This is a genomic window from Haliea atlantica (assembly GCF_054779855.1).
Window position 1 is genome coordinate 206,810 of sequence record NZ_BAAGXL010000027.1, and the last position, 26,772, is coordinate 233,581.

The 26,772-nt window shown below is 64.6% G+C and carries 27 protein-coding genes; 17 read left to right on the top strand and 10 right to left on the bottom strand.

All coding sequences use genetic code 11. From position 1 onward, the window contains the following. The first annotated feature begins 4 nt into the window (after positions 1-4). From ctaD to ACYVGS_RS17585, 3 genes are read left to right on the top strand one after another with little or no spacing between them, the layout of a single operon-like run. Positions 5-1,567, top strand: a complete 1,563-nt coding sequence (ctaD, locus tag ACYVGS_RS17575) for a cytochrome c oxidase subunit I (protein WP_460589998.1) — start codon at positions 5-7, stop codon at positions 1,565-1,567. Between the two features lie 25 nt (positions 1,568-1,592). Further along, positions 1,593-2,153: a cytochrome c oxidase assembly protein gene (locus ACYVGS_RS17580; RefSeq protein WP_460589999.1), complete on the top strand. Its 561-nt coding sequence runs from the start codon at positions 1,593-1,595 to the stop codon at positions 2,151-2,153. A 42-nt stretch (positions 2,154-2,195) separates the two neighbouring features. Next, positions 2,196-3,167, top strand: a complete 972-nt coding sequence (locus tag ACYVGS_RS17585; RefSeq protein ID WP_460590000.1) for a cytochrome c oxidase subunit 3 — start codon at positions 2,196-2,198, stop codon at positions 3,165-3,167. Positions 3,168-3,172: 5 nt separating this feature from the next. Here the strand turns inward: ACYVGS_RS17585 and ACYVGS_RS17590 are convergent, their stop codons facing one another. Further along, on the bottom strand, positions 3,173-3,430 hold the full coding sequence (locus ACYVGS_RS17590; RefSeq protein ID WP_460590001.1) for a DUF2909 domain-containing protein: 258 nt from the start codon (positions 3,428-3,430) through the stop codon (positions 3,173-3,175). 91 nt (positions 3,431-3,521) lie between these two features. On the opposite strand from ACYVGS_RS17590, the gene ACYVGS_RS17595 reads away from it, so the two are divergent. From ACYVGS_RS17595 to polA, 5 genes are read left to right on the top strand one after another with little or no spacing between them, the layout of a single operon-like run. Then, a complete protein-coding gene (locus ACYVGS_RS17595) occupies positions 3,522-4,268 on the top strand; it encodes an SURF1 family protein (protein WP_460590002.1) in 747 nt (248 codons plus the stop codon). 3 nt (positions 4,269-4,271) lie between these two features. After that, entirely contained in the window at positions 4,272-4,931 is a 660-nt protein-coding gene (locus ACYVGS_RS17600; RefSeq protein ID WP_460590003.1) for a hypothetical protein, read from the top strand. Between the two features lie 4 nt (positions 4,932-4,935). Beyond that, on the top strand, positions 4,936-5,838 hold the full coding sequence (gene cyoE / locus ACYVGS_RS17605) for a protoheme IX farnesyltransferase (RefSeq protein ID WP_460590004.1): 903 nt from the start codon (positions 4,936-4,938) through the stop codon (positions 5,836-5,838). 12 nt (positions 5,839-5,850) lie between these two features. After that, positions 5,851-6,513 (top strand): SCO family protein, encoded by a 663-nt coding sequence (locus ACYVGS_RS17610; RefSeq protein WP_460590005.1) that lies wholly within the window; start codon positions 5,851-5,853, stop codon positions 6,511-6,513. A 16-nt stretch (positions 6,514-6,529) separates the two neighbouring features. After that, entirely contained in the window at positions 6,530-9,259 is a 2,730-nt protein-coding gene (gene polA, locus ACYVGS_RS17615) for a DNA polymerase I (protein WP_460590006.1), read from the top strand. Between the two features lie 174 nt (positions 9,260-9,433). Here polA and yihA read toward each other — a convergent pair whose 3' ends face one another. Beyond that, entirely contained in the window at positions 9,434-10,150 is a 717-nt protein-coding gene (gene yihA / locus ACYVGS_RS17620) for a GTP-binding protein (RefSeq protein ID WP_460590007.1), read from the bottom strand. 123 nt (positions 10,151-10,273) lie between these two features. On the opposite strand from yihA, the gene ACYVGS_RS17625 reads away from it, so the two are divergent. From ACYVGS_RS17625 to ACYVGS_RS17635, 3 genes are all read left to right on the top strand, one after another. Then, a complete protein-coding gene (locus tag ACYVGS_RS17625) occupies positions 10,274-10,567 on the top strand; it encodes a c-type cytochrome (RefSeq protein ID WP_460590008.1) in 294 nt (97 codons plus the stop codon). A 33-nt stretch (positions 10,568-10,600) separates the two neighbouring features. Continuing rightward, positions 10,601-11,245: a c-type cytochrome gene (locus ACYVGS_RS17630; RefSeq protein ID WP_460590009.1), complete on the top strand. Its 645-nt coding sequence runs from the start codon at positions 10,601-10,603 to the stop codon at positions 11,243-11,245. 110 nt (positions 11,246-11,355) lie between these two features. Next, the gene (locus tag ACYVGS_RS17635; RefSeq protein ID WP_460590010.1) at positions 11,356-12,000 is read left to right on the top strand and encodes a thiol:disulfide interchange protein DsbA/DsbL; all 645 of its coding nucleotides are present in this window, start codon (positions 11,356-11,358) and stop codon (positions 11,998-12,000) included. A gap of 66 nt (positions 12,001-12,066) precedes the next feature. On the opposite strand, the gene ACYVGS_RS17640 is transcribed toward ACYVGS_RS17635, so the two are convergent. Both ACYVGS_RS17640 and ACYVGS_RS17645 read right to left on the bottom strand, forming a co-directional pair. Continuing rightward, positions 12,067-12,687, bottom strand: coding sequence for an NADPH-dependent FMN reductase (locus ACYVGS_RS17640; protein WP_460590011.1), 621 nt, complete (start codon positions 12,685-12,687; stop codon positions 12,067-12,069). 23 nt (positions 12,688-12,710) lie between these two features. Continuing rightward, positions 12,711-13,718 carry a cysteine synthase A gene (locus ACYVGS_RS17645; protein WP_460590012.1) on the bottom strand — a complete coding sequence of 336 codons (1,008 nt, stop codon included), beginning with the start codon at positions 13,716-13,718 and terminating at the stop codon, positions 12,711-12,713. 169 nt (positions 13,719-13,887) lie between these two features. On the opposite strand from ACYVGS_RS17645, the gene ACYVGS_RS17650 reads away from it, so the two are divergent. Next, positions 13,888-14,919, top strand: a complete 1,032-nt coding sequence (locus ACYVGS_RS17650) for a GGDEF domain-containing protein (RefSeq protein WP_460590013.1) — start codon at positions 13,888-13,890, stop codon at positions 14,917-14,919. A gap of 8 nt (positions 14,920-14,927) precedes the next feature. Here the strand turns inward: ACYVGS_RS17650 and ACYVGS_RS17655 are convergent, their stop codons facing one another. From ACYVGS_RS17655 to ACYVGS_RS17665, 3 genes are read right to left on the bottom strand one after another with little or no spacing between them, the layout of a single operon-like run. After that, complete coding sequence (locus ACYVGS_RS17655; RefSeq protein ID WP_460590014.1) at positions 14,928-15,389, bottom strand: EVE domain-containing protein; 462 nt, start codon at positions 15,387-15,389, stop codon at positions 14,928-14,930. Next, entirely contained in the window at positions 15,386-16,609 is a 1,224-nt protein-coding gene (locus ACYVGS_RS17660; protein ID WP_460590015.1) for a multidrug effflux MFS transporter, read from the bottom strand. The genes ACYVGS_RS17655 and ACYVGS_RS17660 overlap by 4 nt, the downstream gene beginning before the upstream one ends. Before the next feature lie 55 nt (positions 16,610-16,664). Next, entirely contained in the window at positions 16,665-17,147 is a 483-nt protein-coding gene (locus tag ACYVGS_RS17665; RefSeq protein WP_460590016.1) for an Lrp/AsnC family transcriptional regulator, read from the bottom strand. A gap of 315 nt (positions 17,148-17,462) precedes the next feature. Between ACYVGS_RS17665 and leuA the strand changes: the two genes are divergently transcribed. Then, positions 17,463-19,136: a 2-isopropylmalate synthase gene (leuA, locus tag ACYVGS_RS17670; protein ID WP_460590017.1), complete on the top strand. Its 1,674-nt coding sequence runs from the start codon at positions 17,463-17,465 to the stop codon at positions 19,134-19,136. A gap of 61 nt (positions 19,137-19,197) precedes the next feature. Here leuA and ACYVGS_RS17675 read toward each other — a convergent pair whose 3' ends face one another. Continuing rightward, positions 19,198-19,617, bottom strand: coding sequence for a YjbQ family protein (locus tag ACYVGS_RS17675; protein WP_460590018.1), 420 nt, complete (start codon positions 19,615-19,617; stop codon positions 19,198-19,200). 13 nt (positions 19,618-19,630) lie between these two features. Continuing rightward, positions 19,631-20,980, bottom strand: a complete 1,350-nt coding sequence (locus ACYVGS_RS17680; RefSeq protein ID WP_460590019.1) for an alanine/glycine:cation symporter family protein — start codon at positions 20,978-20,980, stop codon at positions 19,631-19,633. Between the two features lie 61 nt (positions 20,981-21,041). On the opposite strand from ACYVGS_RS17680, the gene ACYVGS_RS17685 reads away from it, so the two are divergent. The 4 genes from ACYVGS_RS17685 (at position 21,042) to ACYVGS_RS17700 (ending at position 24,409) form a co-directional block, all read left to right on the top strand. Continuing rightward, entirely contained in the window at positions 21,042-21,740 is a 699-nt protein-coding gene (locus tag ACYVGS_RS17685; protein ID WP_460590020.1) for a hypothetical protein, read from the top strand. Continuing rightward, positions 21,737-22,693 carry a PALP domain-containing protein gene (locus ACYVGS_RS17690; protein WP_460590021.1) on the top strand — a complete coding sequence of 319 codons (957 nt, stop codon included), beginning with the start codon at positions 21,737-21,739 and terminating at the stop codon, positions 22,691-22,693. The genes ACYVGS_RS17685 and ACYVGS_RS17690 overlap by 4 nt, the downstream gene beginning before the upstream one ends. Positions 22,694-22,792: 99 nt before the next feature. Next, positions 22,793-23,545 carry a cytochrome b/b6 domain-containing protein gene (locus tag ACYVGS_RS17695; RefSeq protein ID WP_460590022.1) on the top strand — a complete coding sequence of 251 codons (753 nt, stop codon included), beginning with the start codon at positions 22,793-22,795 and terminating at the stop codon, positions 23,543-23,545. 12 nt (positions 23,546-23,557) lie between these two features. Beyond that, positions 23,558-24,409 (top strand): DUF6279 family lipoprotein, encoded by an 852-nt coding sequence (locus ACYVGS_RS17700; RefSeq protein ID WP_460590023.1) that lies wholly within the window; start codon positions 23,558-23,560, stop codon positions 24,407-24,409. Here ACYVGS_RS17700 and ilvD read toward each other — a convergent pair. Further along, positions 24,393-26,237, bottom strand: a complete 1,845-nt coding sequence (gene ilvD, locus ACYVGS_RS17705; RefSeq protein ID WP_460590024.1) for a dihydroxy-acid dehydratase — start codon at positions 26,235-26,237, stop codon at positions 24,393-24,395. The genes ACYVGS_RS17700 and ilvD overlap by 17 nt on opposite strands. Positions 26,238-26,772: the final 535 nt, after the last annotated feature.

Below are 26,772 nucleotides of genomic sequence, written 5' to 3' on the forward strand. Positions count from 1 at the left end.
AACGATGGGCGATCATCATCACGGTCCTGCCAAGGGCCTCAGTCGGTGGCTGTTCACCACCAACCACAAAGATATTGGAACCATGTACCTGTGGTTCTCCTTTGCCATGTTCATCCTGGGTGGCGCCTTTGCCATGATCATCCGGGCGGAACTGTTCCAGCCCGGCATGCAGCTGGTTGAGCCGGCCTTCTTCAACCAGATGACCACCCTGCACGGGCTGGTCATGGTATTCGGCGCGATCATGCCCTCCTTCGTGGGCCTGGCCAACTGGATGATCCCGATGATGATCGGGGCGCCGGACATGGCCCTGCCGCGGATGAACAACTGGAGTTTCTGGATCCTGCCCCCGGCATTCCTGATCCTGGCCTCCACGCTGTTCATGGAAGGGGGTGCTCCCGCCTTCGGCTGGACCTTCTATGCGCCGCTCTCCACCACCTACGCGCCGCCTTCGGTCACCTTCTTCATTTTCTCCATCCATGTGCTGGGCATGTCCTCCATCATGGGCGCGATCAACATCATCGCCACCGTGATGAACATGCGTGCGCCTGGCATGACCTACATGAAGATGCCGCTGTTCGTGTGGACCTGGCTGATCACCGCCTTCCTGCTGGTTGCGGTAATGCCGGTACTCGCCGGTGCGGTCACCATGATGCTGATGGATATCCACTTCGGCACCAGCTTCTTCTCCGCCGCTGGTGGTGGTGACCCGGTTCTGTTCCAGCACGTGTTCTGGTTCTTCGGTCACCCCGAGGTGTACATCATCATCCTGCCGGCCTTCGGTGTGGTCAGCCAGATCATCCCGACTTTTGCCCGCAAGCCGCTGTTTGGCTACGACTCCATGGTCTACGCCACCGCCTCCATCGCCTTCCTGTCCTTTATCGTGTGGGCGCACCACATGTACACGGTAGGCATGCCGGTTGCCGGTGAGCTGTTCTTCATGTATGCCACCATGCTGATCGCCGTCCCCACCGGGGTTAAGGTGTTCAACTGGGTCACCACCATGTGGCGCGGTGCCATGACCTTCGAAACCCCGATGCTGTTCTGCATGGGCTTCCTGGTACTGTTCACCATCGGCGGTTTCACCGGCCTGATGCTGTCCATCGCGCCGGCTGACTTCCAGTATCACGACAGCTACTTCGTGGTGGCCCACTTCCACTATGTGATGGTCGCGGGTGCGGTGTTCTCCATGTCCGCCGCGGTTTACTACTGGCTGCCCAAGTGGTGCGGCAAGATGTACAACGAGACCATGGGCAAGACCCACTTCTGGATCTCGTTCATCGGCTTCAACATCACCTTCTTCCCGCAGCACTTCGTGGGTCTGGCCGGCATGCCGCGCCGTATCCCCGACTATGCACTGCAGTTCGCCGATTTCAACATGATGTCCAGTATCGGCGCCTTCATCTACGGTGCATCGCAGATCCTGTTCCTGTACAACGTGATTGCCACCATTGTGTCCGGCAAGCCCACTGACAAGGAAAAAGTCTGGGAAGGTGCCGAAGGTCTGGAGTGGACGGTTGCTACGCCGGCCCCCTACCACACCTTCGAGCGCCCCCCGGCGGTTCGCTGAAGGCAGAGAAACGAGGTAGCGAGAGATGCTCAAGGTCAGTCGCAATCCGGTTGTTGATACGGTCGCCAAACTGGTGGTCACGGCGGTGGCAATGTTTGCCTTCGTGTTCGTGGTCATGGTGCCGCTCTACAACGTGCTTTGCGACGCCCTGGGCATCAACGGCAAGACCTCGGGCGAGGCTTATACCTCGGTTCAGGCGGGGGTGGACGAGACGCGGATGGTGACCATCCAGTTCGTCGCCACCAACAACGAGGGCATGCCCTGGGAATTCGGGCCCAGCGTGAACTCGATGAAGGTGCACCCCGGTGCCAGCAATGACACCGTGTTTCACGCCAGCAACCCCCTGCCCGATGCCATGGTGGCCCAGGCGATCCCGAGTATCTCGCCGTCCCGGGCCGCGGCCTACTTCCACAAGACCGAGTGTTTCTGCTTTAACCAGCAGCCACTGGACGGGGAAAGCAGTGCGGAAATGCCCCTGCAGTTTATCGTCGATCGCGACCTGCCACAGGACATCCACACGATTACTCTTTCCTACACTATATTTGACGTGACGGACATGGTGCGCGGTGCTGTCGCCGCGCGCTGACCATTCGGCCGGGTGTGCCGGGTGCATTAACGGAGAATCCCAATGACAACCCAGAGTTCAGCAGAGTACGAGAAGTATTACGTACCGGAGAAAAGCAAGCTGGCGGTGTGTGCCACCCTCGGTCTCGTTACGAGTACCTTTGGTGCCGCCAATGTCATGAACGACATGACCTTTGGCGATGGCACCACGGGCAGCTCCTGGGGTATTTTTCTTGTCGGCCTGTTCATCTTCTCGGCCACCTTGTTCGGCTGGTTCCGCATGGCGATCAAGGAAAATCTCGCCGGCCTGAACAGCGCACAGCTGAAGAAATCCTATGTGCTGGGCATGTTCTGGTTCATCTTCTCCGAAGTGATGTTCTTCCTCGCCTTCTTCGGCGCCCTGTTCTATGTGCGCAACCTGGTTGGCCCCTGGCTGTCCGGTGAAGGGGATGGCGGTCGTATGAACCACCTGCTCTGGGAAGGTTTCCAGTACGCCTGGCCGATGCCCCAGACCCCCCAGGAAGCCGTGGGCGGCGTGGCTAACCAGCCGATTGCCAACATGGGTACCTTCCAGAGCTACGAGAAGAGCATGGCCTTCAGCGATGCGGCGGCCTGGTACCTGTGGTTGCCCTTGTGGAACACCATCATCCTGCTCTCCTCCTCGGTAACCGTGCACATTGCCCACCTGGGCCTGCTCAACGGCAACAAGAGCAAGTTCAACCTGTGGCTGGGTATTACCGTGGTACTGGGTATGGTCTTCGTGGGCCTGCAGGCCCTGGAATACTACGAAGCCTACGCGCACTTTGGCTTGACCCTGAATTCCGGGATCTACGGTTCGACCTTCTTCATGTTGACTGGCTTCCACGGTTTCCACGTGTTGATGGGCATGACCATGCTGCTGATCCAGTGGCTACGCTCCGTGAGGGCGGGCCACTTTACCGCGGACGATCACTTTGGCTTCGAGGCGTCCAGCTGGTACTGGCACTTCGTGGACGTGGTGTGGGTCTTCCTGTTCCTGTTCGTCTACATCCTGTAAGGCGGCTATTCAGCCGCCCCCTCCACCTGGGATGCCGCGGGTGCCGGACCCGCGTCCCAGGGGTTGCGATGACCGAGTTGTCCGGTCGCCACGCCATAGACGATCAATGCCGCGAGGGCAATGGCCAGACTGAGCCGTACTCCCAGGGAGTTGAATGTGCGCCGTTTGCTCTTGTCGCCCTGATCGATCATCAGGTAGTAGAATCCGCTGCCCAGGCTGGCGATCAGGGCCAGCATCAAGATAACTATCGCAAATTTCAGCAATGTTCCGCTCCTTTTTCCAGATTGCGCAGTATAGACCAGCTGGCCTGGCGGGCGGAGACGGCCCTGACATTTGTCGCGAGAGGTAACCCCCATGCGCCTGCGTTTTGACGTCGAGTGGCGCATCACCCTGGCCACAGCGGTGCTGTTTCCCCTGCTTATCAGTCTGGGTTTCTGGCAGCTGGATCGCGCCGCTGAGAAGCAGCAGCTGGAGGCGGAGTGGGCGCAGCGCCAGAGTGCGCCGCCGGTGGCCTTGTCGGCCCTGCGCGATCGGGATGCCGACGAGCTGGTCTACCGCGGGGTGCGTTTGCAAGGCGAGTTTCTCGAGGGGCGCTACCTGCTGCTGGACAATCGGGTGCGCCAGGGCCGATTTGGCTACGAAGTGGTGGGCGTGATGACTTTGGAGGACGGCGGCCTGGCGCTGGTCAATCGCGGCTGGCTGGCGGGCGACCCGGCGCGTCGCGAACTGCCCGACGTGGCCTGGCCGGCGGGCACGGTGACCCTTGACGGGCACCTTTACCGTTCCCCGGGAGAGCCCTATCTGCTGGGGGAGCAGGACTTTTCCGGGCAGTGGCCCCTGGTAATCCAGGCGCTGGACATCGACGCCATCGCCGCGCGCCTGCGGGAGGCGTACTCCGCCGAACTGTTTCCGCTCGAAGTGCGAATGGCGGCGGGTCAGCCGGGGGCCCTGCTCACCGACTGGCAGGTGGTCAACGCCAGCCCGGCGAAACACCGCGGTTACGCGGTGCAGTGGTTCAGCATGGCGGCAGTCCTGGTGCTCTTCTGGCTGCTGCGCAACTCCAACCTGTGGTCCCTGATCCGCAACCGAAGGACACCCTGAAACATGCAACAGCGCCCCGACAACCGTAGTGGCAGGATGGTGATCCTGCTGATCGCCGGGATCCCGGTGACGATCATACTGGCGGCCACCTGGCTGTGGTGGTTCGTGATGCGCGGTGACCTGGACCTGGTGGGTGCGCTCGGCACCGCCAACAAGGGTGAACTGGTGCAGCCGCCGCGCCCCCTGCCGGAGCATGCATTGATGACGGCCTCGGGGGCAGAGCTGCCCTGGACCAACAGCGATCACCAGTGGACCCTGCTGGTCGCGCACCCCGGGGAGCGCTGCGCCGAAACCTGCGAACGGCAGCTCTACCTGACCCGGCAGATCCACATTGCCCTGGGCAAGGAGTTCCACCGCATCCGGCGCTACTACGTGGGTGATCACGCGCCGGACGCGACGCGACTCGATCTGTCGGCTCTGAGTGATGACCACCCCGTACCCGGCAGTTTCCCAGAACTGCTGGACAAGGAGCACCAGGGCATCACCGCGGCCCAGGTAAGCCCGGAAACCTATCGCGCCCTGTTCCCGGAAACCCTGGAGGCCCCCTCGACCTGGTACCTGGTGGACCCCGCCGGCTGGGTAATGATGACCTATGATAATGATGACACCTACAAGGATGTCATCTCCGATCTCAAATTCCTGCTCAAGAATTCAGGCGACTGAAGCTATGGCTGAACAGATGGCAACCGCGGGCAAGGCGACCTGGCGAGACTACAAGGAACTCACCAAGCCCAATGTGGTGGCGCTGATGATCCTGACCTCCGTGATCGGGATGTTCATGGCCGTGCCCGGCATGGTGCCCCTGGATGCGCTGATCTTCGGCAACCTGGGCATTGCCCTGTGTGCCGGTGCGGCGGCGGCGGTGAATCACCTGGTGGATCAGAGTATCGATCAGCGCATGGCGCGCACCCGAAACCGGCCGGTGGCGGGTGGCCGGGTGGGCAAGTGGCAGGCCGTGGCCTTCGCCCTGTTGCTGGGCGGCGCCGGCATGGCGGTCCTGCTGTGGCAGGTCAATGCCCTCACCGCGTGGCTGACCCTGGCCTCCCTGGTGGGCTATGCCTTTGTCTACACCCTGTTTCTCAAGCGCGCCACGCCACAGAACATCGTCATCGGCGGGCTGGCCGGGGCGGCACCGCCGCTGCTGGGCTGGACCGCGGTCACCGGCGAGATCCACGGTCACGCCCTGCTGCTGGTGCTGATCATCTTTGCCTGGACGCCGCCCCACTTCTGGGCCCTGGCGATCCACCGCAAGGAGGAATACGCGGCGGTGGAAATTCCCATGCTGCCGGTGACCCATGGCGATGCCTTCACGCGCCTGCACATCCTGCTCTACACCATTCTCATGTTCCTGATCACCCTGCTGCCCTATGTCACGCGCATGAGCGGCCCGCTCTACCTGCTGGGCGCCGTGGTGCTGGGCGGTGGCTTCCTCTACTGGGCGATCGAGCTGATGCGCAAGCGCAATCCCCACGCCCCGATGGAAACCTTCAAGTATTCCATTGTCTATCTGATGGCCCTGTTCGTTATCATGCTGGTGGATCATTACCTGTTCCCGCCGCATACCCTGTAAGGACATTGAACCATGAGCTCTGACCACACTCCGGCCCAGTCCCGGGGCATCAAGATCACCGTGGCCGTCGTGGTCGCCTTCATCCTGGTGGTGGTGGCCAGTTTCGTCCACCGCATCAATCAACCGCGCGCCATGACGCCGACGGAAATGCTGGCCAATGGCACGGTCCTGCTGCAGACCCCGCGCGACCTGGGCGATTTCGAGCTGGTGGACCACCGCGGCGAGCCCTTTACCCCCGAGCGACTCGAGGGCCACTGGACGCTGGTATTCTTCGGCTTCACCCACTGCCCGGATATCTGCCCCACCACCATGGCCTTTCTCAACCAGTTCATGCAGCAGCTGGAAGGCACGGAAGCGGACGATACCGAAGTGGTGATGGTCTCCGTGGACCCGGCCCGGGATACACCCGAGCAGCTGGCCGAGTATGTGCCCTTCTTCAATCCCGAGTTCACCGGGGTTACCGGCGAGTTCCTGGATGTGCACCGTTTTGCCACGGCGCTGAATACGCCCTTCCGCAAGGTGCCACTGGACGACGGCAACTACACCGTGGACCACGGCGGCAATGTCATGGTCATCAACCCCCGTGGCGACTACCATGCCTTTTTCCGCACGCCGCTGGACATGGCCCGAATGAAAACCACCTATCGCGCCATGCGCGTGCTCTGGGATCGCTGACACAGGGAAGCGCCACATGCCGACATCACAGCCGCCCCTGGTCCTGGTCGACGGTTCCTCCTACCTCTATCGGGCTTTCCACGCGCTGCCACCCCTGACCACGTCCCGGGGCGAACCCAGTGGAGCGGTCAAGGGGGTGATCAGCATGCTGCGCCGGCTGTGCCGGGACTACCCCGACAGCCCGGTGGTGGTGATATTCGACGCGCCAGGCAAGACCTTCCGCGACGAGCTGTTCGAAGAGTACAAGGCTCACCGCCCGCCCATGCCCGACGAGCTGCGCGCGCAGGTCGAGCCGATCCACGCCCTGGTGCGGGCCATGGGCCTGCCGCTGATCTGCGAGCCCGGGGTGGAGGCCGACGACGTCATAGGTACTCTGGCCCGCCAGGCCAGCGCCGCCGCGCGCCCGGTGATCGTATCCACCGGCGACAAGGACATGGCCCAGCTGGTGGATGCCAACATCACCCTGGTCAATACCATGACGGGCACCACCCTGGACATCGCGGGTGTGGAGGAGAAGTTCGGCATTCCCCCGGAGCGGGTGATCGACCTGCTGGCCCTGATGGGCGACAAGGTGGACAACATCCCGGGCGTCCCCGGTGTCGGCGAGAAGACCGCCCTGGCCCTGTTGCAGGGCCTGGGCGGTCTGGATTCGATCTACGCGCAGCTGGACCAGGTTGCGGATCTCGGCTTCCGCGGCGCCAAGAGCATGGCGGCGAAGCTGGAGAAAGAGCGGGAGCGTGCCTTCCTCTCCTACGAGCTGGCGACCATCAAGACCGACCTGGAACTGGAGGAGAAGCCGGAGGATCTGCACAACGCCGAGCCGGATCGCGAGGCCCTGCAGTCCTGGTACACCCGGCTGGAATTCAAGGGCTGGCTGGAGGAGCTGCTGGCCGGGGATGACCCCGCCGCGGGCGAGGCCGGTGCCGAGGAGGCTCCCGCCGCCGAGTACGCGATTGTCACCAGTCAGGCGGATTTTGACGCCTGGATGGAAAAGCTGGAGGCGGCGGACTGCTTTGCCTTCGATACCGAAACCACCAGCCTGAACTACATGGAAGCGCGCATCGTCGGCGTCTCCTTCGCGGTGGAGCCCGGCGCGGCCGCCTATGTGCCCCTGGGTCACGATTACCTCGGGGCCCCCGAGCAGCTGGACCGCGACCAGGTGCTGGCGCGCCTGAAGCCCTTGCTGGAGGACTCGCAGCGGGCCAAGCTGGGCCAGAACCTCAAGTACGACGCCAATGTGCTGGCCAACCACGGGATCGCCCTGGCGGGCATCCGCCACGACACCATGCTGGAGTCCTATGTGCTGGACTCCACCGCCACCCGCCACGACATGGACAGCCTGGCCCTCAAGTACCTGGGGCAGCGCACCATTCACTTCGAGGACATTGCCGGCAAGGGCGCGAAGCAGCTCACCTTCAACCAGATCAAGCTGGAGGAGGCTGGCCCCTACGCCGCCGAGGACGCCGAGGTGACCCTGCGCCTGCACCACAAGCTGTGGCCGCAGCTGGAGGGCCTGCCGGGCCTGAAGCGGGTCTACGAGGAGATCGAGGTGCCCCTGGTGCCGGTGCTGTCGCGCATCGAGCGCACCGGTGCGCTGGTTTCCCGGGAACTGCTGCACCGCCAGAGCGAGGAGCTGGCGGGCCGCATGGAAACCCTGGTGGGCGAGGCCCACGAGCTGGCGGGGGAAGCCTTCAACCTGGGTTCCACCAAGCAGCTCGGCGAGATCCTTTTCAACAAGCTGGAGCTTCCGGTACTCAAGAAAACCCCCAAGGGGGCGCCGTCGACGGCGGAGGAAGTGCTGGCGGAGCTGGCCATGGACTATCCCCTGCCCCGGGTGATCCTGGAGTACCGCAGCCTGAGCAAGCTGAAGTCCACCTACACCGACAAGCTCCCGGAGATGGTCGATCCCGGCACCGGGCGCATTCACACCTCCTACCACCAGGCGGTGGCTGCCACCGGACGCCTCTCCTCCTCCGATCCCAATCTGCAGAACATCCCCATCCGCACCGAAGAGGGCCGGCGCATCCGCCAGGCCTTTATCGCACCGGAGGGTTACCGCATCGTGGCGGCGGACTACTCCCAGATCGAGCTGCGGATCATGGCCCATCTGTCCGGTGACGAGGGGCTGATGACGGCTTTCCGCGAGGGGCTCGACGTGCACCGCGCCACCGCTTCCGAGGTCTTCGGTGTGCCCCTGGACAGTGTCTCCGGGGAGCAGCGGCGCAAGGCCAAGGCGATCAACTTCGGCCTGATTTACGGTATGTCCGCCTTCGGTCTCGGGCGCCAGCTGCACCTGGGGCGCAACGAGGCCCAGGAGTACATCGACCGCTATTTCGAGCGCTACCCGGGGGTGCAGGACTATATGGACCGCACCCGCGCCACGGCGCGGGACAAGGGTTACGTGGAAACCCTGTTTGGCCGCCGCCTCTACCTGCCGGAAATCAACGCCAGCAATCGCATGCGCGCCCAGGCAGCGGAACGCACCGCCATCAACGCGCCCATGCAGGGCTCGGCGGCGGACATCATCAAGCGGGCCATGCTGACGGTGGATGCCTGGCTGCAGAAGGGCGAGCTGGATGCCCGCATGATCATGCAGGTGCACGACGAACTGATCCTGGAAGTGGCGGAAGACGCCGTGGATGCGGCCTGCGAACGCCTTTGTGAACTGATGTCCGGGGCCGCGGAGCTGGCGGTTCCCCTGCTGGTGGAAGCCGGCGCGGGAAAAAATTGGGATGAGGCGCACTGACGCGGGAACTTTCCCGCGGGGGCCCGGTCACAGTTACCGTAGCATGCTGCTACCTCCGCCAGCCTTTCTCCATGGGTGATGGCGGAGAGTCTCTTCCCCAGAGACCCCAAGCTGGCCCGGTAGTCTGCCCCCCCTGTGGGCTACCGGGCTTTTTTATGCCCGGTGTGTCTGTTTTCAGCTATTTTCGTCGAAATCAGCGCTATTGTCGTCAAAACTCTGGCTTTCTCCTTGGGGCTCGGAGCTGTCGTCCATTGCCTCGTCCTCCAGAACGCTGATATCCGTCAGCCAGGCATCCAGCCGCGCCCGGAGCTCCTCGTGACCCTGGTGCTTGAGGGCTGAGAACAGCTGCACACTGACCAGCTCGGCCTTGTCCGCCAGGGCCTTGCGAACTTGCAGCAGGGTGTTGCGAGCCGGCCCCTTCTTCAGCTTGTCGGCCTTGGTGAGCAGGATGTGCACCGGCATGCAGGCTGCCTCGGCCCAGGCCAGCATCTGCTGGTCGAAGGGCTGCAGGGGGTGGCGGCTGTCCATCAGCAGGATCATGCCGCGCAGGCTCTGACGCTCGGCCAGGTAGTGCTCCAGCTGCCGGGTCCAGGCCTGCTTGACGGCCAAAGGCACCTTGGCGAAGCCGTAGCCGGGCAGGTCCACCAGCCGCTGGCACTCGCTCAGCTCGAAGAAGTTGATCAGCTGGGTCCGCCCCGGCGTCTTCGAGGTGCGCGCCAGCTTGCTGTTTCCGGTCAGGCTGTTGATGGCGGAAGATTTGCCGGCATTGGAGCGCCCGGCAAAGGCCACCTCCCAGCCGTTGTCGTCCGGGCACTGGGCCAGTTTTGCGGCGCTGGTCAGAAAACGGGCCTGCCGGTAGTCAGGTTGCCCGGGTGTGCTGGTATCGGTCAAGAAAGTCGCCTTTTTCGCCGTGGTCAAGTTGTATATAATGCCACAGCTTCGCGCCCCACCCACGACGGGATTTCCCGCAGGGTGCGCGGGGCGCGACGAGTTATGCGACATGCGAGGTGTCCAATGAAGAAGTGGTTTGCTCTGGGTCTGGCCCTGACGGCGTCTGCGGCGATGGCGGACGTGCCGATGGACAAGTACAACAAGAGCTGTGCGGTCTGTCACAACGCCGGTGCCGCTGGCGCACCGAAGACGGGTGATGCCGCCGCCTGGGCACCCAAGCTGGAAAAAGGCATGGATGCGCTGGTGCAGTCCGTGAAAAATGGCCTTAACGCCATGCCGCCCAAGGGCATGTGCTTCGACTGCACGGACGAAGACTACGTAGCCCTGATCAAGTACATGTCCACGCCGGCGGAGTAAGCGCCGGCTCAACCTCCCAGTTCTGGAATCACCATGAAGAAAGTCCTTATTTTCTGCGGCCTGCTGTTGGGTGCGACTCAGGCGGCCACGGCGGCCTCGCCGGTTCCCCAGGGTGACGCCGAGGCCGGCAAGGCCATGACCACCGTGTGTTCTGCTTGCCACGGGGCCGATGGCAACAGTGCCGCCCCCAACTTCCCCAAGCTGGCGGGTCAGGGTGAGCGCTACCTCTTCAAGCAGTTGATGGATATTCGCGATGGTGCCCGGCCCATTCCGACCATGGCCGGCCAGCTGGATGGCAAGACGGATCAGCAACTGGCGGATATCGCTGCCTACTACGCCGCACAGACGATGACCGGCAGCCAGACCGATCCCGACCTGGTCGCACTGGGCGAAAAAGTCTATCGCGCCGGTGTGGCCGACCGCAGAGTGGCTGCCTGCACGGCCTGCCACTCCCCCACCGGTCAGGGCAACGCGCCCGCCGGCTATCCGCGCCTGGCGGGTCAACACCCCGAGTATATCGCCGCCCAGTTGCGTGCCTATCGGCAGGGTTATGAAGACCCCGAGGGGCGTACCAACGACGGCGACGCGCGCATCATGCGCAGCAACGCCTTCGGTCTCAGTGACATGGAGATCGAGGCCGTGGCCAGCTATGCCGCGGGTCTGCAGCCCGGGCAGTGAGCCCAGGTATGATCGAAGAGGTGGCCACTGGCCACCTTTTTTTTGCCACCCGCTGAACAAATGGCTGTCAGCGGGGGTCTGAGAACTGTTCATGAGGAATGGAGACAACCATGTTCAAGCGCCTGATTGCCTGTACCCTGCTACTGCTTGCCCCCCTGGCCAACGCCCAGGATTCCGAATGGGAAGCTGGCAAAGACTATGATGTGATCAGCCCGGCGATTCGCACCGCGGACCCGGACAAGATCGAAGTGGTCGAGTTCTTCTGGTATGGCTGTGGCCACTGCTACACCTTCGAACCCCTGGTCAGCCGCTGGAAGCAGGACCTGGGTGAGGATGTGGTATTCAAGGGTTCGCCGGCTATCTGGAACCAGCCCATGGAACTGCACGCCAAAATGTACTTCACCGCCGAGGTGCTGGGGGTGAAGGACACGCTGCACGGAGTACTCTTCCAGGCGATGAATGTCGATGGCAAGCGCCTGGGCAGCGAGTCGGCGATTCGGGAGCTGTTCGTCGCCAACGGCGTTGCCGCTGAAGACTTTGACAAGGCGTTCAATTCCTTCGGCGTGAACAGCCAGGTGCGCCAGGCCAATGCCCGGGCGCGCGCCGCGAAAATCACCGGCACCCCGGAGATGATGGTCAACGGCAAGTACCGGATCAGCACCCGCAAGGCGGGCAGCCAGGAGAACATGCTGAAAATCGCCGACTTCCTGATCGAACAGGAGCGCGCGGCCATGTCTGACAACCAGGGCGCCTGATCCCGGGCGCCTCCTCGCTCACCGGCCCGAGCTCCCCGTCCCCGGGTAGCCGGGCTGGCTGACACCTTACATGCCGCTGGTGTATTTCTGCAGTGAAGCCTTGCCGCTGGCGCGGATCTGGCGGAAAGCCAGCGCGTATTCCCGCAGCAGTTCCAGATCGTATTTCAGGCGCTCCTCGAAATATTCCTGGGCACTCGCCTTGTTGTCCTCCGGGTTGTCGTTGAACACGGTGTCGACGTAGCGGATGATCAGGTGCTCCGGCAGGTAGCACAGGCGGCTGTTCTTGTAGCTGCTCATGCGCAGCTCGGCCACCGGGTAGGAACCGCCGTCGGCAATCGACACCGTGGTGATCAGGGCCGGCTTGTGGGCCAGTTCTTCGCCGGCAGTCCACATCAGCAGGAAGTTCTTCAGCCCCGGGGCCACCATGCCGTGCCACTCCGGTGAGACGATCACGAAGCCGTCGCAGCTGTGCAGCTGGTCCCGCAGCGGCTGCAGGAGCGCCTGCCACTCGCTGTCGTTTTCGTCCCAGACACCCTCTTCCCACAGTGGCAGCGGGTTGCCCGCCAGCTCGTAGACCCAGGTCTCGTCGCACAGGCCCTGATCGCGCAGGGCGCGATCAATGTAGTGGGCCACCTTGGCGCTCTGGGATTGTGGGCGATGACTGCCACTGATAATACCGATCTTCATGTCTTCTCCTGTGGTCGGATGAATCAGGCCTGCAGCCAGGGCGGCTCGGGCAGGCCCCGGTTGTGCAGGAAGGCGGGATTGTAGAGCTTGCTCTGGTAGCGGTTGCCGTAGTCACAGAGGATGGTGACGATGGTGTGCCCGGGCCCCAGTTCCTCGGCCATGCGAATGGCCCCGGCAATGTTGACGCCGGCGGAACCGCCCAGGCAGAGGCCCTCGTGCTGCAGCAGGTCGAACAGGCAGGGCAGCGCCTCGTTGTCGGGTATCTGGTAGGCGGCATCCACCCGGGCGCGGGCAATATTGTCGGTGATATGGTTGATGCCGATGCCTTCCATGATGGAGCTGCCCGGGCTGGCCTCCAGCCGGCCATCGTGGAAATAATGATACAGCGAGGCGCCAGAGGGGTCGGCGATGCCGATACGCACGCTGTCCCGGTGTGCCTTCAGTGCCGCAGACACCCCCGCTAGGGTGCCGCCGGTGCCTACCGCGCAGACGAAACCATCGACCTCCCCGTCAGTCTGTGCCCAGATTTCTTCCCCGGTGGTCTCGCGGTGGATCTGCATATTGGCCAGGTTGTCGAATTGCCGTGCCCAGATGGCCCCGGCCGGCTCGCTGGCGGCGTATTTCTGCGCCAGGCGCTCGGCGCTGTGGATATAGTGATTGGGGTCGCTGTAGGACGTGGCGGGCACCAGGTGCAGGTCGGCGCCGAGCAGCTCCAGCTGGTCGATCTTCTCCTTGCTCTGGCTCATGGGCATGACCACGCTGCTGCGGTAGCCCAGGGCGTTGGCCAGCAGGGTCAGGCCGATGCCGGTATTGCCCGCGGTGCCTTCGACGATGCGGCCACCCGGGCGCAGCTCCCCGCTGGCCTCGGCGGCGCGGATGATACCCAGGGCTGTGCGGTCCTTGACCGAGCCGCCCGGGTTGAGAAACTCCGCCTTGCCGAGGATGCGGCAGCCGGTGCGCTCGGACGCCCCGCGCAAGAACAGCAGCGGCGTATTGCCTATCAATCGGGTGACGTCGTCGGCGTACTGCAAGGCCTCTTCCTCTACTCGGTGAAACGCTGGCCAGTATGCCACAGGCGTTGCCCCACCGCCTGCTGCTGCGGACCGGCAGTGGGCCACACCTCTTGATGGCAACAGCGCCAGCGCTGTGGCATAGTCGAGACGTCAACACTACCCAGCCCGATCGCTGAAGGGGGCGATCTTGCCCGTTAAACCGGACTCCTCTCGACTGCTGGTGAGCCAGGCAGCCACGGGAAGGCTGTCGCGTTCATCGAGAAGCCTGGAGGTCTCGGTGATGAACGTGATCGGTGCCGTCACAGCCACCGTGATTACCGGCTTCGCTGTCTATCGCTGGTGGACCGGGGACGTGTTCGGGGCGCTGATCAACCTGCTGATCATCATTATGGTGTTCGCCGCGTTGTGGCTGGGCAAGCGGCGGCGCTTCCAGCCGCTGGCGCTGAACCTGTTTGGTGTCACCATTTCGGCGGCCTGCCTCCTGAGTTCCCTGCTGGTCAGCAGCAACGGCCTGCTGTGGGCCTTCCTGGTGCTGTGGGTGAATGCGCTGATTCTCTCCCGGCGCTGGGCGCTCGGTCTGAATGCCCTGATTATCCTGGTGCTGACTTCTTCCCTCTCCCTCTACCAGTCGTTGCTGCACCAGGTCAGCTGGACCACGGTGGCGCTGCTGATGACCGGTTTCGGGCTGATGTTCACCGATCAGTTGCGGGAGCAGCGCCGCCTGCTGGCCAGCCAGGCTCGGATTGACCCGCTGACCGGTGTCGGCAACCGGCGCCTGATGCAGGAACACCTGGAAGACATTACCGCCGAGCGGCGGCGCGATCGCCGCGTCAGCACGCTGCTGGTACTCGACCTGGACATGTTCAAGGAGGTCAATGACCGCCACGGCCATGAAGTCGGTGACGAGGTGCTGGCGGCCTTTGCCGACAGTGTCGCCGCTGCACTGCGCACCGAGGATGGCCTGTACCGGATGGGTGGCGAGGAGTTCGTGGTGCTGCTGCGGGGCATGGACCTGGCAACCGCCCGGCGTGAACTGCCCGACCTGCATGCGCGACTGTCGGGGCGGGTGAGCACCCCGGACGGACCGGTGCAATTCTCCGCCGGGGCCGCCGTACTGCGCGAGGGCGAGGACTGGTCGCGCTGGCTGGCCCGGGCCGATCAGGCGCTCTACGCGGCAAAGAGTGACGGCCGCAACTGCCTGGTCTTCAGTGAGCCTTGAGTCTGGTTTCAGCCCTCTCCCAGGGCCAGAATCCGATCCCGGTGTGCCGCGGATACCGGTAACACGGATAGCCGACCGCGACTGAGCAGCAGCAGGCCCTCAAAGGCTTCCGCCTGTGCTTTCAGGGTAGCCAGGCTTACCGGTCTGGGCAGGTGTGCCCGGTAGCGCACATCCACCAGGTACCAGCGCGGGGTTTCCCGCTTGCTGCGCGGGTCGTGGCCGGGGGATTCCGGGTCGAACTGGGTGGGGTCCGGTCGCGGCTCGCCGGCTACGTCGGCGATGCCGACGATGGCGGGCTGTGCGCAGCTGGAATGGTAAATCAGTACCTCGTCACCGGGTCGCATCTCGCGGATGAAATTGCGCGCCTGGTAGTTGCGCACCCCATCCCAGGGCTCGGTCTGCCCGGGTCTGGCCGCCAGGTCGTCGATGCCGAAGGTGTCGGGCTCGGTCTTCATCAGCCAGCAGGTCATGTGGTTTCCCCCGGGTCAGCGACGGGATCGTTTCGGGTCAGGTGGCGGCCGAGCAGGCTCAACAGCAGGCCCAGCAGCGACAGTCCGGTCATCGCCGCGAGCATGGGAAAAGGACTGTCGCGAAGAAAGGGCCCGACGCTGGCGGCGGCCAGGGCGGAAACCCCCATCTGGATAAAGCCCATCAGCGACGAGGCCGTACCCGCCATATGTGGCCAGGGCTGCAGCGCGATGCCCATGGCGTGGGGCAGTACCAGGCCGAGGGCAGCGGTGTAGAGCATGGCGGGCAGCATGATGGCGCTGATACTCTCGGGGAAGGCCCAGGCCAGGGCGCTCATGCTCAGGCAGGCTATCGCGGCGAGGAGCGCCCCCAGCAGCACCAGGGGCCAGGACTCCATATAGCCGGCCAGGCGCGCACTGAGGGCGCTGCCGAGCATGTAGCCGATCACGGTGGTGAGGAATACAGCGCCGAACCAGGCTACCGGTACCCCGAGCATCTCCATGTAGACAAAGCTGGCGCTGGCCAGGTAGACCATCATGCCGGCATAGGACAGGGAGCTGGCGATCACCACGACGATAAAGCCCGGCGCCGTCAGCAGGCGCGAGTAATTGCCGAGGATTGCCCGGGGCGCCATGCTCTGGGGCTGCGGGAGTGACTCCGCCAGGTAGCGGCCCTGCAGCCAGAGCATGAGCCCGCCGTAGCCGGCGAGAAACACGAAGATGCTCTGCCAGGGCAGTACCAGCAGCATCAGGCCGCCGGCAGTGGGTGCCACGGCGGGCGCCAGGGCCATCAGCATGGCGATCAGCGACAGCGCCCGGGCGGCCTTGCGCGGGCCGAACAGGTCCCGGGCAATGGCTCGCGCCAGGGTGGGGCCGACGCAGGCTCCGACGCCCTGCAGGAAACGGAACAGCAATAACTGCTCGACACTCTGGGCCAGGGCGCAGCCCAGGCTGGCGGCGACGAAGAGCAGTGTACCGCCCTGGATCACTGGCTTGCGTCCGAAGCGGTCGGCCAGGGGGCCGCAGGCCAGGTGAAAGATCGAGAAACCCGCGAGATAGGCACTCAGGGTGAGCTGGATATTGCCGGCGCTGGTATTCAGCGCGTCGCGCATGGTGGGCATGGCCGGCAGGTACATGTCCACCGTCAGCGGGCCGAGGGCGGCCAGGGCCGCCAGCAGGGGCAGCAACCAGCGGGAGTCGGGAGTCAGTGTGCGCGAGGTCATGGGGCAGGCATGCTAGCACGCTCGCCTCCGGCGCGCCGGCGCAATTTGCGCCTGTTCAGTGATCCTCGCTGACATAGTCCAGCGGCAGCGCCGTCCGGTGCATGACCCGCCGCAGTTCGAAGCTGGAGTGCACGCCGGTCACCCCGGGTATGCGGGTCAGCCGGCCGAGAAGGAAGCGCTCGTAGTGCTGCATGTCGGGCACCACCACCTTGAGCAGGTAGTCCGCCGCCTGGCCGGTTACCACCGAGCACTCGAGCACTTCGGGATAGCTGCTCACCTCGGCTTCAAAGGCATCGAAGCGGTCAGGGGTGTGGCGGTCCATGCTGATGCCGATCCACGCGGTCAGTTTTAGGCCCAGCTTGCCCTGGTCCAGCAGCGTCACGGTGCCGCGGATCAGGCCGCTCTCCTCCAGTCGCTTGACCCGCCGCGCGCAGGGCGTGGGTGACAGGCCGACAGCATCGGCCAGTTCCAGGTTGCTGATGCGGCCGTTGGCCTGCACCAGGTCCAGGATGCGGCGGTCGGTGCGATCGAGTTTCATCTTGCGAACCCCACGAGTGATCGAAAATAGCGAAGCGACGGTGTATGGCGTTATTCACTAAATATACAGCAAAAATACAAATAACTCGCTATTTCGAGGGTGAATCAGGGGAAAGTTTGCAGACATTCCCCAAGTCTGTCGCTCTATACTGTGTCCCAGGCTGATACGCTGCCTGTCGCAAGCCCTTCCTGCCTATCCGGCAGGGCGGGCCGGGGTTTCACGAGAACCCGGGCTGCTGGCGCACCGTTTACCCGCGGTGTCTGCCGGGCGAGCCAGGCGGGCTGGCCAGCCCCCCATTACCTCCAAGGAGTCAGCATGAGCCAGTTTGACCACCGCAAGTACCAGGCCTTTCCGCCGGTCCGCATGACCTCCCGGCGCTGGCCCGATCGCCAGATCGAGCGCGCGCCCACCTGGTGCAGCGTGGACCTGCGGGATGGCAACCAGGCCCTGATCGAGCCGATGACCACGCGCCAGAAGTCCCGTCTCTGGGACCAGCTGGTGAAAATCGGTTTCAAGGAGATCGAGGTGGGCTTCCCCTCCGCCTCCAGCCACGACTACAACTTCGTGCGCGACCTGATCGACAACAAGCGCATCCCCGATGACGTGACCGTCCAGGTGCTGACCCAGGCGCGGCCCGACCTGATCGAGAAGACTTTCCAGGCCCTGCACGGCGCCCGTCGGGCCATCGTGCACGTCTATAATTCCACCTCCACCGTGCAGCGTGAGCAGGTCTTCGGCCTGGAGCGCCCGGGGATCATCGACATCGCCGTGAAGGGCGCCCAGCTGGTCAAGGACACCGCGGCGCGCTACCCGGATACCGAGTGGGTGTTCGAGTACTCGCCGGAGAGTTTCACCGGCACCGAGCTGGATTTCGCCGTGGAGGTGGTCGATGCGGTCACCGAGGTGTGGCAGCCGACCCCGGAAAAGCCGGTGATCATCAACCTGCCCGCCACCGTGGAAATGAGCACGCCCAATGTCTACGCGGACCAGATCGAGTGGTTCTGTGACCGGGTGGCCCGCCGCGATTCGCTGATCGTTTCCCTGCATACCCACAACGACCGCGGCTGCGCCGTGGCGGCGGCGGAACTCGGGGTGCTGGCCGGTGCCGACCGGGTGGAAGGCACCCTGATGGGCAACGGCGAGCGCACCGGCAACATGGATATCGTCACCATGGCCATGAACCTCTACAGCCAGGGCATCGACCCCCAGCTGCAGCTCGGCCACATGGACGAGATCATCCAGACCGTGCGCGAGTGCACCCACTTGCCGGTACACCCGCGGCACCCCTATGCCGGTGAGCTGGTCTTCACGGCCTTCTCCGGCAGCCACCAGGACGCGATCAAGAAGTGCCTGTCCCGGCGCGACGACAAGGCCCCCTGGCAGGTGGCCTACCTGCCGATCGACCCGGCGGACATCGGGCGCAGCTACCAGGAAGTGATTCGCATCAACAGCCAGTCGGGCAAGGGCGGCATCGCCTACGTGATGCAGCGTGACTACGGCTACGACCTCCCCCGCTGGCTGCAGATCGACTTCAGCGGCACGGTGCAGGCCTACGCCGAGGAGCAGGAGAAGGAGGTGGCCTCGGATGCCATCTTCGATATCTTCCAGCGCACCTACCTGTCCGACAGCGGCCGCTACCGCCTGGGGGACTACCAGGTGAACCGCGCCGACAACGCCGACCAGCTGCGCGCCGAGCTGCACGACGGCCAGCAGCGCCACACCCTGACCGGCAGCGGCAACGGTGTGGTAGCGGCCTTTGTCGACGCCCTGCAGCGCTTCCTGGGCAAGCAGATCGTGCTGGTGGAATACAGCGAGCACGCCCTGAGTCAGAGTGCGGATGCCGAAGCGGTGTGCTACATCCAGCTCAACATCGACGGCGAGCGGGTCTGCGGCGTGGGTCGCAGCCCGGACATCATCCAGGCCTCCCTGGATGGCATTCTCGGCGCCATCAACCGCGCCGAGGCGGCCGGGGCCAGCGCCGCGGCCTGAGCCCATCAATCGACCCCGTGTGCGAGCGCCTGGCTACGAACCAGGCGCTCGTACTCCCGGGTCACTCCCCCTGCAAGGTGATGACCACCCGCCGGCTGCCGCCGCGGTTGCGGTGCTCACACAGGTAGATCCCCTGCCAGGTGCCCAGGTTCAGGCGCCCTTTTGTGACGGGAATCTGCACGCTCGGTCCGATAATACTGCTCTTCAGGTGGGCCGGCAGGTCGTCGCTCCCCTCCAGCGTGTGCTCGTACCAGGGCTCGTTCTCGGGTACCGCGCGACTGAAGTAGCGTTCGAAGTCGGCGCGCACCGTCGGGTCGGCGTTTTCATTGATGGTCAGTGAGGCCGAGGTGTGCTGGATAAACAGGTTCAGCAGGCCGACCTGAATGCCGCTGCAGTCGGCGATGGCCCGCTCGATGTCTTGCGTAATCAGGTGAAAGCCGCGCGGGCGGGCTTCCAGGGTGATTTCTTTCTGTATCCACATGAGTCAATCGCGTCTAGTAAGGGTGCCGGTGGAAGTACTCCTTGGCCGCCGCCCGCACCCGCCCGGACAGCATCAGCGTGGCCACCATGGTGGGAATGGCCATCAAGCCGTAGGCGCCGGAGATGAGATTGAACACCACGTCGATACTGACGCTGGCGCCAAACACCACCGCCGCCACGAAGAAGTAGCGGTAGTAGTCCTGCAGCCGCGCCCCGAACAGGAAACCGAAGCACTTGGCGCCGTAGTACCACATGGTGAACATGGTGGTGGTGGCCAGGATCAGCGTCACGAACAGCAGCAGGCCCACGCCGACGTTGCCGAAGTCCGCCTTGAAGGCGTTGGCGGTCAGGTTGATGCCCGACAGATTCTCCGGGTCCTGCCAGGTACCGGCCAGCAGGATGGCCAGGGCCGTGCAGGTGCAGACTACCAGGGTATCCGCCACCGGCCCCATCATCGCCACCAGGCCCTCGCGGATCGGCTCGTTGGTGCGCGCTGCGCCGTGGGCCATCACCTCTGTGCCCACCCCGGCTTCATTGGAAAACGCCCCGCGGCTGATGCCCACCAGGACCACCCCCAGCAAGCCGCCCCCCACCGCCTGGGGGTTGAAGGCGTCGCGGAAAATCGAGGCGAACAGCCCCGGCACCTGATCGATGTGCAGCAGGAGTAGCAGCAGAGTCATGGACAGGTAAGTCATGACCATCAGCGGCAGCAAAGCCTCCGCCACCCGGGCCACCCGCTGCAGGCCGCCGAAGATGACCGTGGCTACCACCAGTGCCAGCACACAGCCGATGACCAGGCTGGTCAACAGCGGGTCAAAGCCGGGAAACAGGGACTCGCGCACCAGGGCGGTGAGCTGGTTGGCCTGGAAGATGGGCAGTGTGCCCAGCAGGCCGGCCACGGAAAACAGGATGGCGAGTGGATAGAACGCGCGCGGCAGGGCCTCGCGAATGATGTACATGGGGCCGCCCTGCAGACGGCCCAGGCTGTCTTCGCCCCGGTACATGACCCCCAGGGTGCAGGTGAAGAATTTGGTGGCGATGCCCACCAGGGCGGACATCCACATCCAGAACACCGCCCCGGGCCCGCCGGCGACAATGGCCAGGGCGACCCCGGAGATATTGCCCAGGCCCATGGTGCCGGAAAGTGCCGCGGCCAGGGCCTGGCGGTGGGACAACTCCCCGGGCTCGTTGGGGGTGTCGTGGCGGCCCAGCATGATGCCCAGGGCGTGGCCGAAATGCCGGTAGGGCAGGAAGCGGGAGTAGAGGGCGAAAAAGATGCCGCCGCCCAGCAGCAGGGTGACCAGCGGTGTGCTCCAGACGGCGTCGGCGAAGGCGGCGGAAAGCCGCTCCAGCGTATCCAGCATGGGAAAGGCTGCTCCCGGCAAAACGCGCAGGATAGCACAGGGCGGTGCTACACTCGGCGCCATGAACGTTCGCATTGTCGCCCTGCTCGCGGCCCTGGTGCCGTTTGTCGCGGTCCACCTGACCTGGCTGGTGGCGGCTTCCCACGGTCTGGTGGAGTGGTGCAACCCCTATATACACGACTGCACCTCCATCAGCGCCACCGGACGGCACCCGCCGGCGAGTTTTTTGTTTCGCGCCAGCATGCTGCCCGCGGCGGTCCTGTTCGCCGGCTACTGGTGGGTGAACCACGCCTGGATGGCGACACTGTCCGGTCGCACAACCGCGACCAACCGCTGGATGCTGGGCCTGGGGCTGCTGGCCAGCCTGGGTCTCATCCTCTATGTCACCGTGCTCGGCGAGGCGGGGGATGCCTGGGCGCGCCAGCGGCGGATCGGCACTGTGCTGTTCTTTTCCTTCACCTTCCTCTGTCAGCTTCTGCTGGTGGCACAGCTCAGGGCGCAGTCCGGACGTCTGCCCCAGGTGCAGGGGCTGGTGCAGGGCATGTGGCGGCTCTGCATCGCGCTGCTGACGATCGGCCTGCTCACGGTTATCCTGGAGGCCTGGAATCGCCCCCTCTACAAGTCGATGGACAATTCCTTCGAGTGGGTGCTTACCCTCCTTTTGCAGGCCAATTTCTTCCTGGGTTATCTCGTCTGGCGTAGAGCTGGCCTGACATTAAAAGCGAGTGACCACTCACTGACAAAACTGGAGACAGAATGACCGCGCCCCCCGATATCACCGCGATTCAGGCTGCCTGGCGGCTGATCCAGCCGCATGTGCACTACACGCCACTGATGCACAGCCGCCTGCTGGACGCCCGCACCGGCGCACGCATTGGCTTCAAGTGTGAAAACCTGCAGCGCGTCGGGGCCTTCAAGGCCCGCGGTGCCTGCAATGCGGTATTCAGTCTGAGTGACGCGGAGGCGCGCCACGGCGTCGCCACGCACTCCTCCGGTAACCACGGCGCCGCCCTGGCCATGGCGGCGGCCCAGCGCGGGATCGCGGCGCACATTGTCATGCCGGAAGGGGCCCCCGGGGTGAAGCGGGATGCGGTGGCTGCCTACGGTGCCCGGATCATCGATTGCGCCCCCACCCTGGCGGCCCGGGAGGCGGCACTGGAGGCACTGGTCGATGAGACCGGGGCACAGGCGGTGCATCCCTACAAGGACCCGAGAGTGATTGCCGGTCAGGGCACGGTGGCCCTGGAAATCCTGGAGCAGATGCCGGAACTCGAGGTGCTGGTGGTGCCAGTCGGCGGTGGCGGACTGCTCTCGGGCGTTGCCCTGGCGGTGAAGGCCCTGCGGCCAGAGGTGGAGGTGGTGGCGGCCGAGCCCGCCGGGGCCGACGACGCCTTCCGTTCCTTCGGCCTCGGCGAGCTGCAGCCGCAGACCAATCCGCAAACCATTGCCGACGGCCTGCGCGCCGGCCTGGGTGAGATCAACTTCGGCATTATCCAGCGGCACGTGGATACCATCCTCACGGTGGAGGAGACCAGCATCATCGAGGCCATGCGCCTGCAGTGGACCCGCCTGAAAAGTGTGGTGGAGCCATCGGGAGCGGTCAGTTTCGCTGCCCTGCTGGAACACCCGGAGCGCTTCGCCGGACGCCAGGTGGCCTGTGTGATCAGCGGTGGCAATGTCGATATCGACCGATTGCCCTGGCACGTGCAGTGACCGCGCCGGGGGCCGTGGCACGGCAGGGGCTGGTCCGTTAATGGCCTGTTAATACGGACTGTGTAGGCTGGTGTCGTTACCCCACTGGAGATCACGGCCATGCAAACGGAAACCTCACGCGAAGCCAGTCCGCAGGCCTACCTGGCCTGGGACCGAACGGTTCGCTGCTTTCACTGGATCAATGTGCTCTGCGTGCTCGCACTGGCCGGGCTGGGCCTGGTGATCCTCAATGCCGGTAGCCTGGGTTTGTCGGGAGAAGGCAAGGTATTGCTGAAAACCTGGCACGCCTATATCGGTTACGTGTTCGCCTTGAACCTGCTGTGGCGGCTCGTCTGGGGCTGGATCGGCTCGCGGCCCGCGCGCTGGTCCCGGATCCTGCCCTTCGGGCGCGGCTACCCGGCCGCCTTGCGGAATCACCTGCGTGGCCTGCGCGCCGGTAACCCACCCACCTGGCGGGGACACAATCCCCTGGGCCGCCTGATGGTCGGCTGGTTGTTTCTGTTGCTGACGACACAGATGGTGACCGGCCTGGTGCTGGCGGGGACCGACCTCTATCTGCCGCCCTTCGGCCACGAGTTCGCCGAGTGGGCGACCGGTGCCGGGGAGGATCACAGCCGTATTCGCGACCTGCAGCCGGGCGACAAATCGCGCCTGGATCCTGAAAGTTACGCCCAGATGCGCGAGTTTCGCAGCCCATTCATCGAGATTCACAAGCTCGCCTTCTACCTGTTGATGGTCTCCGTGCTGCTGCATGTGGCGGCGGTGGTGCATGCGGAAGTGCGCCACCGTGAAGGGCTTGTGTCGGCAATGATCTCCGGGCATAAACAACTTTCCAGGCCGCCTTCGGATTGAGAGAGACTCGCCATGCTCAAGCGCTGCACCCTGCTTTTCCTGTTACTGACTATTGCCGGCTGCAGCAGCAACCGTTTTTTCTACAACCGCCTGGACTTCCTGGTGCCCTGGTACCTGGGAGACTACGTGAGCCTGGAGCGCGAGCAGCGCGAGCTGCTGGATCGCGAGCTGGCCAATTTTCTCGACTGGCACCAGCGCGAGGAGCTGCCCGCCTATCACGCCCTCCTCGGCCAGGCCCGCGGGGCGCTGGAGGATACCTTGACCATGGAAGAAGTCGACCTGCTGGCGGTCGACCTGCAGCAGGCATTGGATCGCCTGCAGTGGCGCGCCCTGGAGTGGCTGCTGCCGCTGGGGGCCTCACTCAGCGAGGCGCAGGTCGGGGAGTTCCTGCTGGCCCTGCGTGAGCAGCAATCCGAATACGAGGAGAAATACCTGGAGCGGGACGCAGAGCAGTACCAGGTGGATGCCTGTGAGAGTCTGGACGACAACGTGCGGCGCTTTATCGGGCGCCTGGATGCCTCTCAGAAGGAACGCTTGCACACAGCCTGCGGCGAGCTGATGCGCAGCGACCATCTCTGGCTGGCCAGCCGGGCCACCTGGATCGAGGAACTGGAGAGGACCCTGCAGCGAGAACCCGGCTGGCAGCAGCGGCTGCGCGACAGCCTGGCGACCCGCGACGAGCGACTGCCAGCGGGCTACCGCGAGGCCTGGGCGCACAATCGACAGGTGATGCAGGCGGCGGTGGTCGATGTGATCAACCAGCGCAGCGAGCGCCAGGATCAGCATCTCGCGCGCGAGCTGACGCGCCTGCAGGCCGACCTGGTGGCGCTGTCAGAAGCCTTGCCCGTCAATCCAGCAGGCTGAGGTCCCTGACTGCGCCCTTGTCGGCGCTGGTGACCATGCTGGCGTAGACTTTCAGCGCGGTGCTGACCTTGCGCGGGCGCATTTCCGCCGGCTTCCAGGCATCGGCGCCCTTCGCCTCCATGGCCTGCCGGCGGGCCGCCAGTTCGGCGTCGCTCAGGCGTACGTTGATGCTGCGCGCCGGAATGTCGATATCAATGATGTCGCCGTGCTCGACCAGGGCGATGGCACCGCCGGAGGCTGCTTCCGGCGAAACGTGGCCAATCGACAGGCCTGAGGTGCCGCCGGAGAAACGGCCGTCGGTGAGCAGGGCGCAGGCCTTGCCCAGGCCCTTCGATTTCAGGTAGCTGGTGGGGTAGAGCATCTCCTGCATACCGGGGCCGCCGCGGGGACCTTCGTAGCGGATGAGGACCACGTCGCCCTCCTTCACCTTGCCGGCGAGGATGTCCTCCACCGCGCTCTCCTGGCTCTCGCAGATGTAGGCCTGGCCGGAGAACTGGAGGATGCTCTCATCGACACCGGAGGTCTTCACCACGCAGCCGTCGAGGGCGATATTGCCGAACAGCACCGCCAGGCCGCCCTCGGTGGAAAAGGCGTGCTCCAGGTTGCGGATGCAGCCACCCTCGCGGTCGAGGTCCAGGCTCGGCCAGCGGGTGCTCTGGCTGAAGGCGGTCTGGGTGGGGATGCCGGCGGGGCCGGCCTTGTAGAATTCATGCACCGCCGGGTCCTGGCTGCGCACGATATCCCATTGCTCCAGGGCGTCGCCCATGCTGGCGCTGTGTACCGTGGGGCAGTCCCGGTGCAGCAGGCCGGCGCGATCCAGTTCGCCGAGAATGGCCATGATGCCGCCGGCGCGGTGCACGTCCTCCATGTGGTAGAGCGGCGTGTTGGGCGCCACTTTGCACAGCTGCGGTACGCTGCGAGAGAGGCGGTCGATGTCCTTGAGGGTGAAATCCAGCTCCGCTTCCTGGGCCGCCGCCAACAGGTGCAGGATGGTGTTGGTGGAGCCGCCCATGGCGATGTCCAGGCTCATCGCGTTCTCGAAGGCCTGGAAGTTGGCGATATTGCGCGGCAGTACGCTGTCGTCATCCTGCTGGTAGTAGCGATGGCACAGCTCCACCACCTGGCGGCCGGCCCAGTGGAACAGGCGCTCGCGGTCGGCGTGGGTGGCCAGGGTCGAGCCGTTGCCGGGCAGGGACAGGCCCAGGGCCTCGGTCAGGCAGTTCATCGAGTTGGCAGTGAACATGCCGGAGCAGGAGCCGCAGGTGGGGCAGGCAGAGCGCTCGTACTCGGCCACCTTTTCGTCACTGGCGTCGCTGTCGGCGGCGATCACCATGGCGTCCACCAGGTCCAGTTTGTGTTCGGACAGCTTGGTCTTGCCCGCTTCCATCGGACCGCCGGAGACGAAGACCACCGGGATGTTCAGGCGCATGGCCGCATTGAGCATGCCGGGGGTGATCTTGTCGCAGTTGGAAATGCACACCATGGCGTCGGCGCAGTGGGCGTTGACCATGTACTCCACGGAGTCGGAAATGATGTCGCGGCTGGGCAGGCTGTAGAGCATGCCGTCGTGGCCCATGGCGATGCCGTCGTCCACGGCGATGGTGTTGAACTCCTTGGCCACCCCGCCGGCCGCCTCGATCTCCCGGGCCACCAGCTGGCCGAGGTCCTTCAGGTGCACGTGCCCCGGCACGAACTGGGTGAAGGAGTTGACCACGGCGATGATCGGCTTGCCGAAGTCGCCATCCTGCATGCCGGTGGCGCGCCACAGGGCGCGGGCGCCGGCCATGTTGCGGCCGTGGGTGGAGGTCTTGGAGCGGTATGCGGGCATGCTGGCGGGCCTTTCGGTGACAATACGGATGGTGGACAGGGTCGCGCAGGATACCAAAATTCCCCCGCTGACGCGCGCTTCAGACCGGGTGGGACGCGGCCTGGCAGGCGCCGCTCACCGGTGCGCGACCTTGCGAGTGTGTCCTCTGTCTTGTGCGGTCTGGCGACCGCTGCTTCGCGCGGCGCCGGGCTATGCCCCTTGCTCCATTTCGGGCGCATGCGGTGCGTGGACCTTCAGGGCTGTTAAGGGGCGCATGTTGCGGTGGCGTTGTTGGGAGTGGGTGCCGCGGCCCGTCGAAGGCACGGGTGATGGTGCCTAGTGGTATGTCGCGCAGCTGACGAGGGCAGAGCCTGGATAGATCGCGGACGCACCGACGCCCTGCATTGCGCAATGGGCATAGCCCGGCACCGCTCGACGCGGGTGGGCGCCGAGACGACGTCATGCTGAGCAGAGAATCGAAGCCGGTCGCAGAGCCCGCCGAAGGCCGGCCGTGGCAGTGATGGTCCTAGCCGGAGTGCCCGCGTTGGTGTGGGTG

What these genes read in the sequence shown, in the direction of transcription:
- ctaD (WP_460589998.1), top strand. Translation starts at nt 5, where the DNA reads ATGGGCGATCATCATCACGGTCCTGCCAAGGGCCTCAGTCGGTGGCTG.
- ACYVGS_RS17580 (WP_460589999.1), top strand. Translation starts at nt 1,593, where the DNA reads ATGCTCAAGGTCAGTCGCAATCCGGTTGTTGATACGGTCGCCAAACTG.
- ACYVGS_RS17585 (WP_460590000.1), top strand. Translation starts at nt 2,196, where the DNA reads ATGACAACCCAGAGTTCAGCAGAGTACGAGAAGTATTACGTACCGGAG.
- ACYVGS_RS17595 (WP_460590002.1), top strand. Translation starts at nt 3,522, where the DNA reads ATGCGCCTGCGTTTTGACGTCGAGTGGCGCATCACCCTGGCCACAGCG.
- ACYVGS_RS17600 (WP_460590003.1), top strand. Translation starts at nt 4,272, where the DNA reads ATGCAACAGCGCCCCGACAACCGTAGTGGCAGGATGGTGATCCTGCTG.
- cyoE (WP_460590004.1), top strand. Translation starts at nt 4,936, where the DNA reads ATGGCTGAACAGATGGCAACCGCGGGCAAGGCGACCTGGCGAGACTAC.
- ACYVGS_RS17610 (WP_460590005.1), top strand. Translation starts at nt 5,851, where the DNA reads ATGAGCTCTGACCACACTCCGGCCCAGTCCCGGGGCATCAAGATCACC.
- polA (WP_460590006.1), top strand. Translation starts at nt 6,530, where the DNA reads ATGCCGACATCACAGCCGCCCCTGGTCCTGGTCGACGGTTCCTCCTAC.
- ACYVGS_RS17625 (WP_460590008.1), top strand. Translation starts at nt 10,274, where the DNA reads ATGAAGAAGTGGTTTGCTCTGGGTCTGGCCCTGACGGCGTCTGCGGCG.
- ACYVGS_RS17630 (WP_460590009.1), top strand. Translation starts at nt 10,601, where the DNA reads ATGAAGAAAGTCCTTATTTTCTGCGGCCTGCTGTTGGGTGCGACTCAG.
- ACYVGS_RS17635 (WP_460590010.1), top strand. Translation starts at nt 11,356, where the DNA reads ATGTTCAAGCGCCTGATTGCCTGTACCCTGCTACTGCTTGCCCCCCTG.
- ACYVGS_RS17640 (WP_460590011.1), bottom strand. Translation starts at nt 12,687, where the DNA reads ATGAAGATCGGTATTATCAGTGGCAGTCATCGCCCACAATCCCAGAGC.
- ACYVGS_RS17655 (WP_460590014.1), bottom strand. Translation starts at nt 15,389, where the DNA reads ATGACCTGCTGGCTGATGAAGACCGAGCCCGACACCTTCGGCATCGAC.
- ACYVGS_RS17660 (WP_460590015.1), bottom strand. Translation starts at nt 16,609, where the DNA reads ATGACCTCGCGCACACTGACTCCCGACTCCCGCTGGTTGCTGCCCCTG.
- ACYVGS_RS17665 (WP_460590016.1), bottom strand. Translation starts at nt 17,147, where the DNA reads ATGAAACTCGATCGCACCGACCGCCGCATCCTGGACCTGGTGCAGGCC.
- leuA (WP_460590017.1), top strand. Translation starts at nt 17,463, where the DNA reads ATGAGCCAGTTTGACCACCGCAAGTACCAGGCCTTTCCGCCGGTCCGC.
- ACYVGS_RS17675 (WP_460590018.1), bottom strand. Translation starts at nt 19,617, where the DNA reads ATGTGGATACAGAAAGAAATCACCCTGGAAGCCCGCCCGCGCGGCTTT.
- ACYVGS_RS17680 (WP_460590019.1), bottom strand. Translation starts at nt 20,980, where the DNA reads ATGCTGGATACGCTGGAGCGGCTTTCCGCCGCCTTCGCCGACGCCGTC.
- ACYVGS_RS17685 (WP_460590020.1), top strand. Translation starts at nt 21,042, where the DNA reads ATGAACGTTCGCATTGTCGCCCTGCTCGCGGCCCTGGTGCCGTTTGTC.
- ACYVGS_RS17690 (WP_460590021.1), top strand. Translation starts at nt 21,737, where the DNA reads ATGACCGCGCCCCCCGATATCACCGCGATTCAGGCTGCCTGGCGGCTG.
- ACYVGS_RS17695 (WP_460590022.1), top strand. Translation starts at nt 22,793, where the DNA reads ATGCAAACGGAAACCTCACGCGAAGCCAGTCCGCAGGCCTACCTGGCC.
- ACYVGS_RS17700 (WP_460590023.1), top strand. Translation starts at nt 23,558, where the DNA reads ATGCTCAAGCGCTGCACCCTGCTTTTCCTGTTACTGACTATTGCCGGC.
- ilvD (WP_460590024.1), bottom strand. Translation starts at nt 26,237, where the DNA reads ATGCCCGCATACCGCTCCAAGACCTCCACCCACGGCCGCAACATGGCC.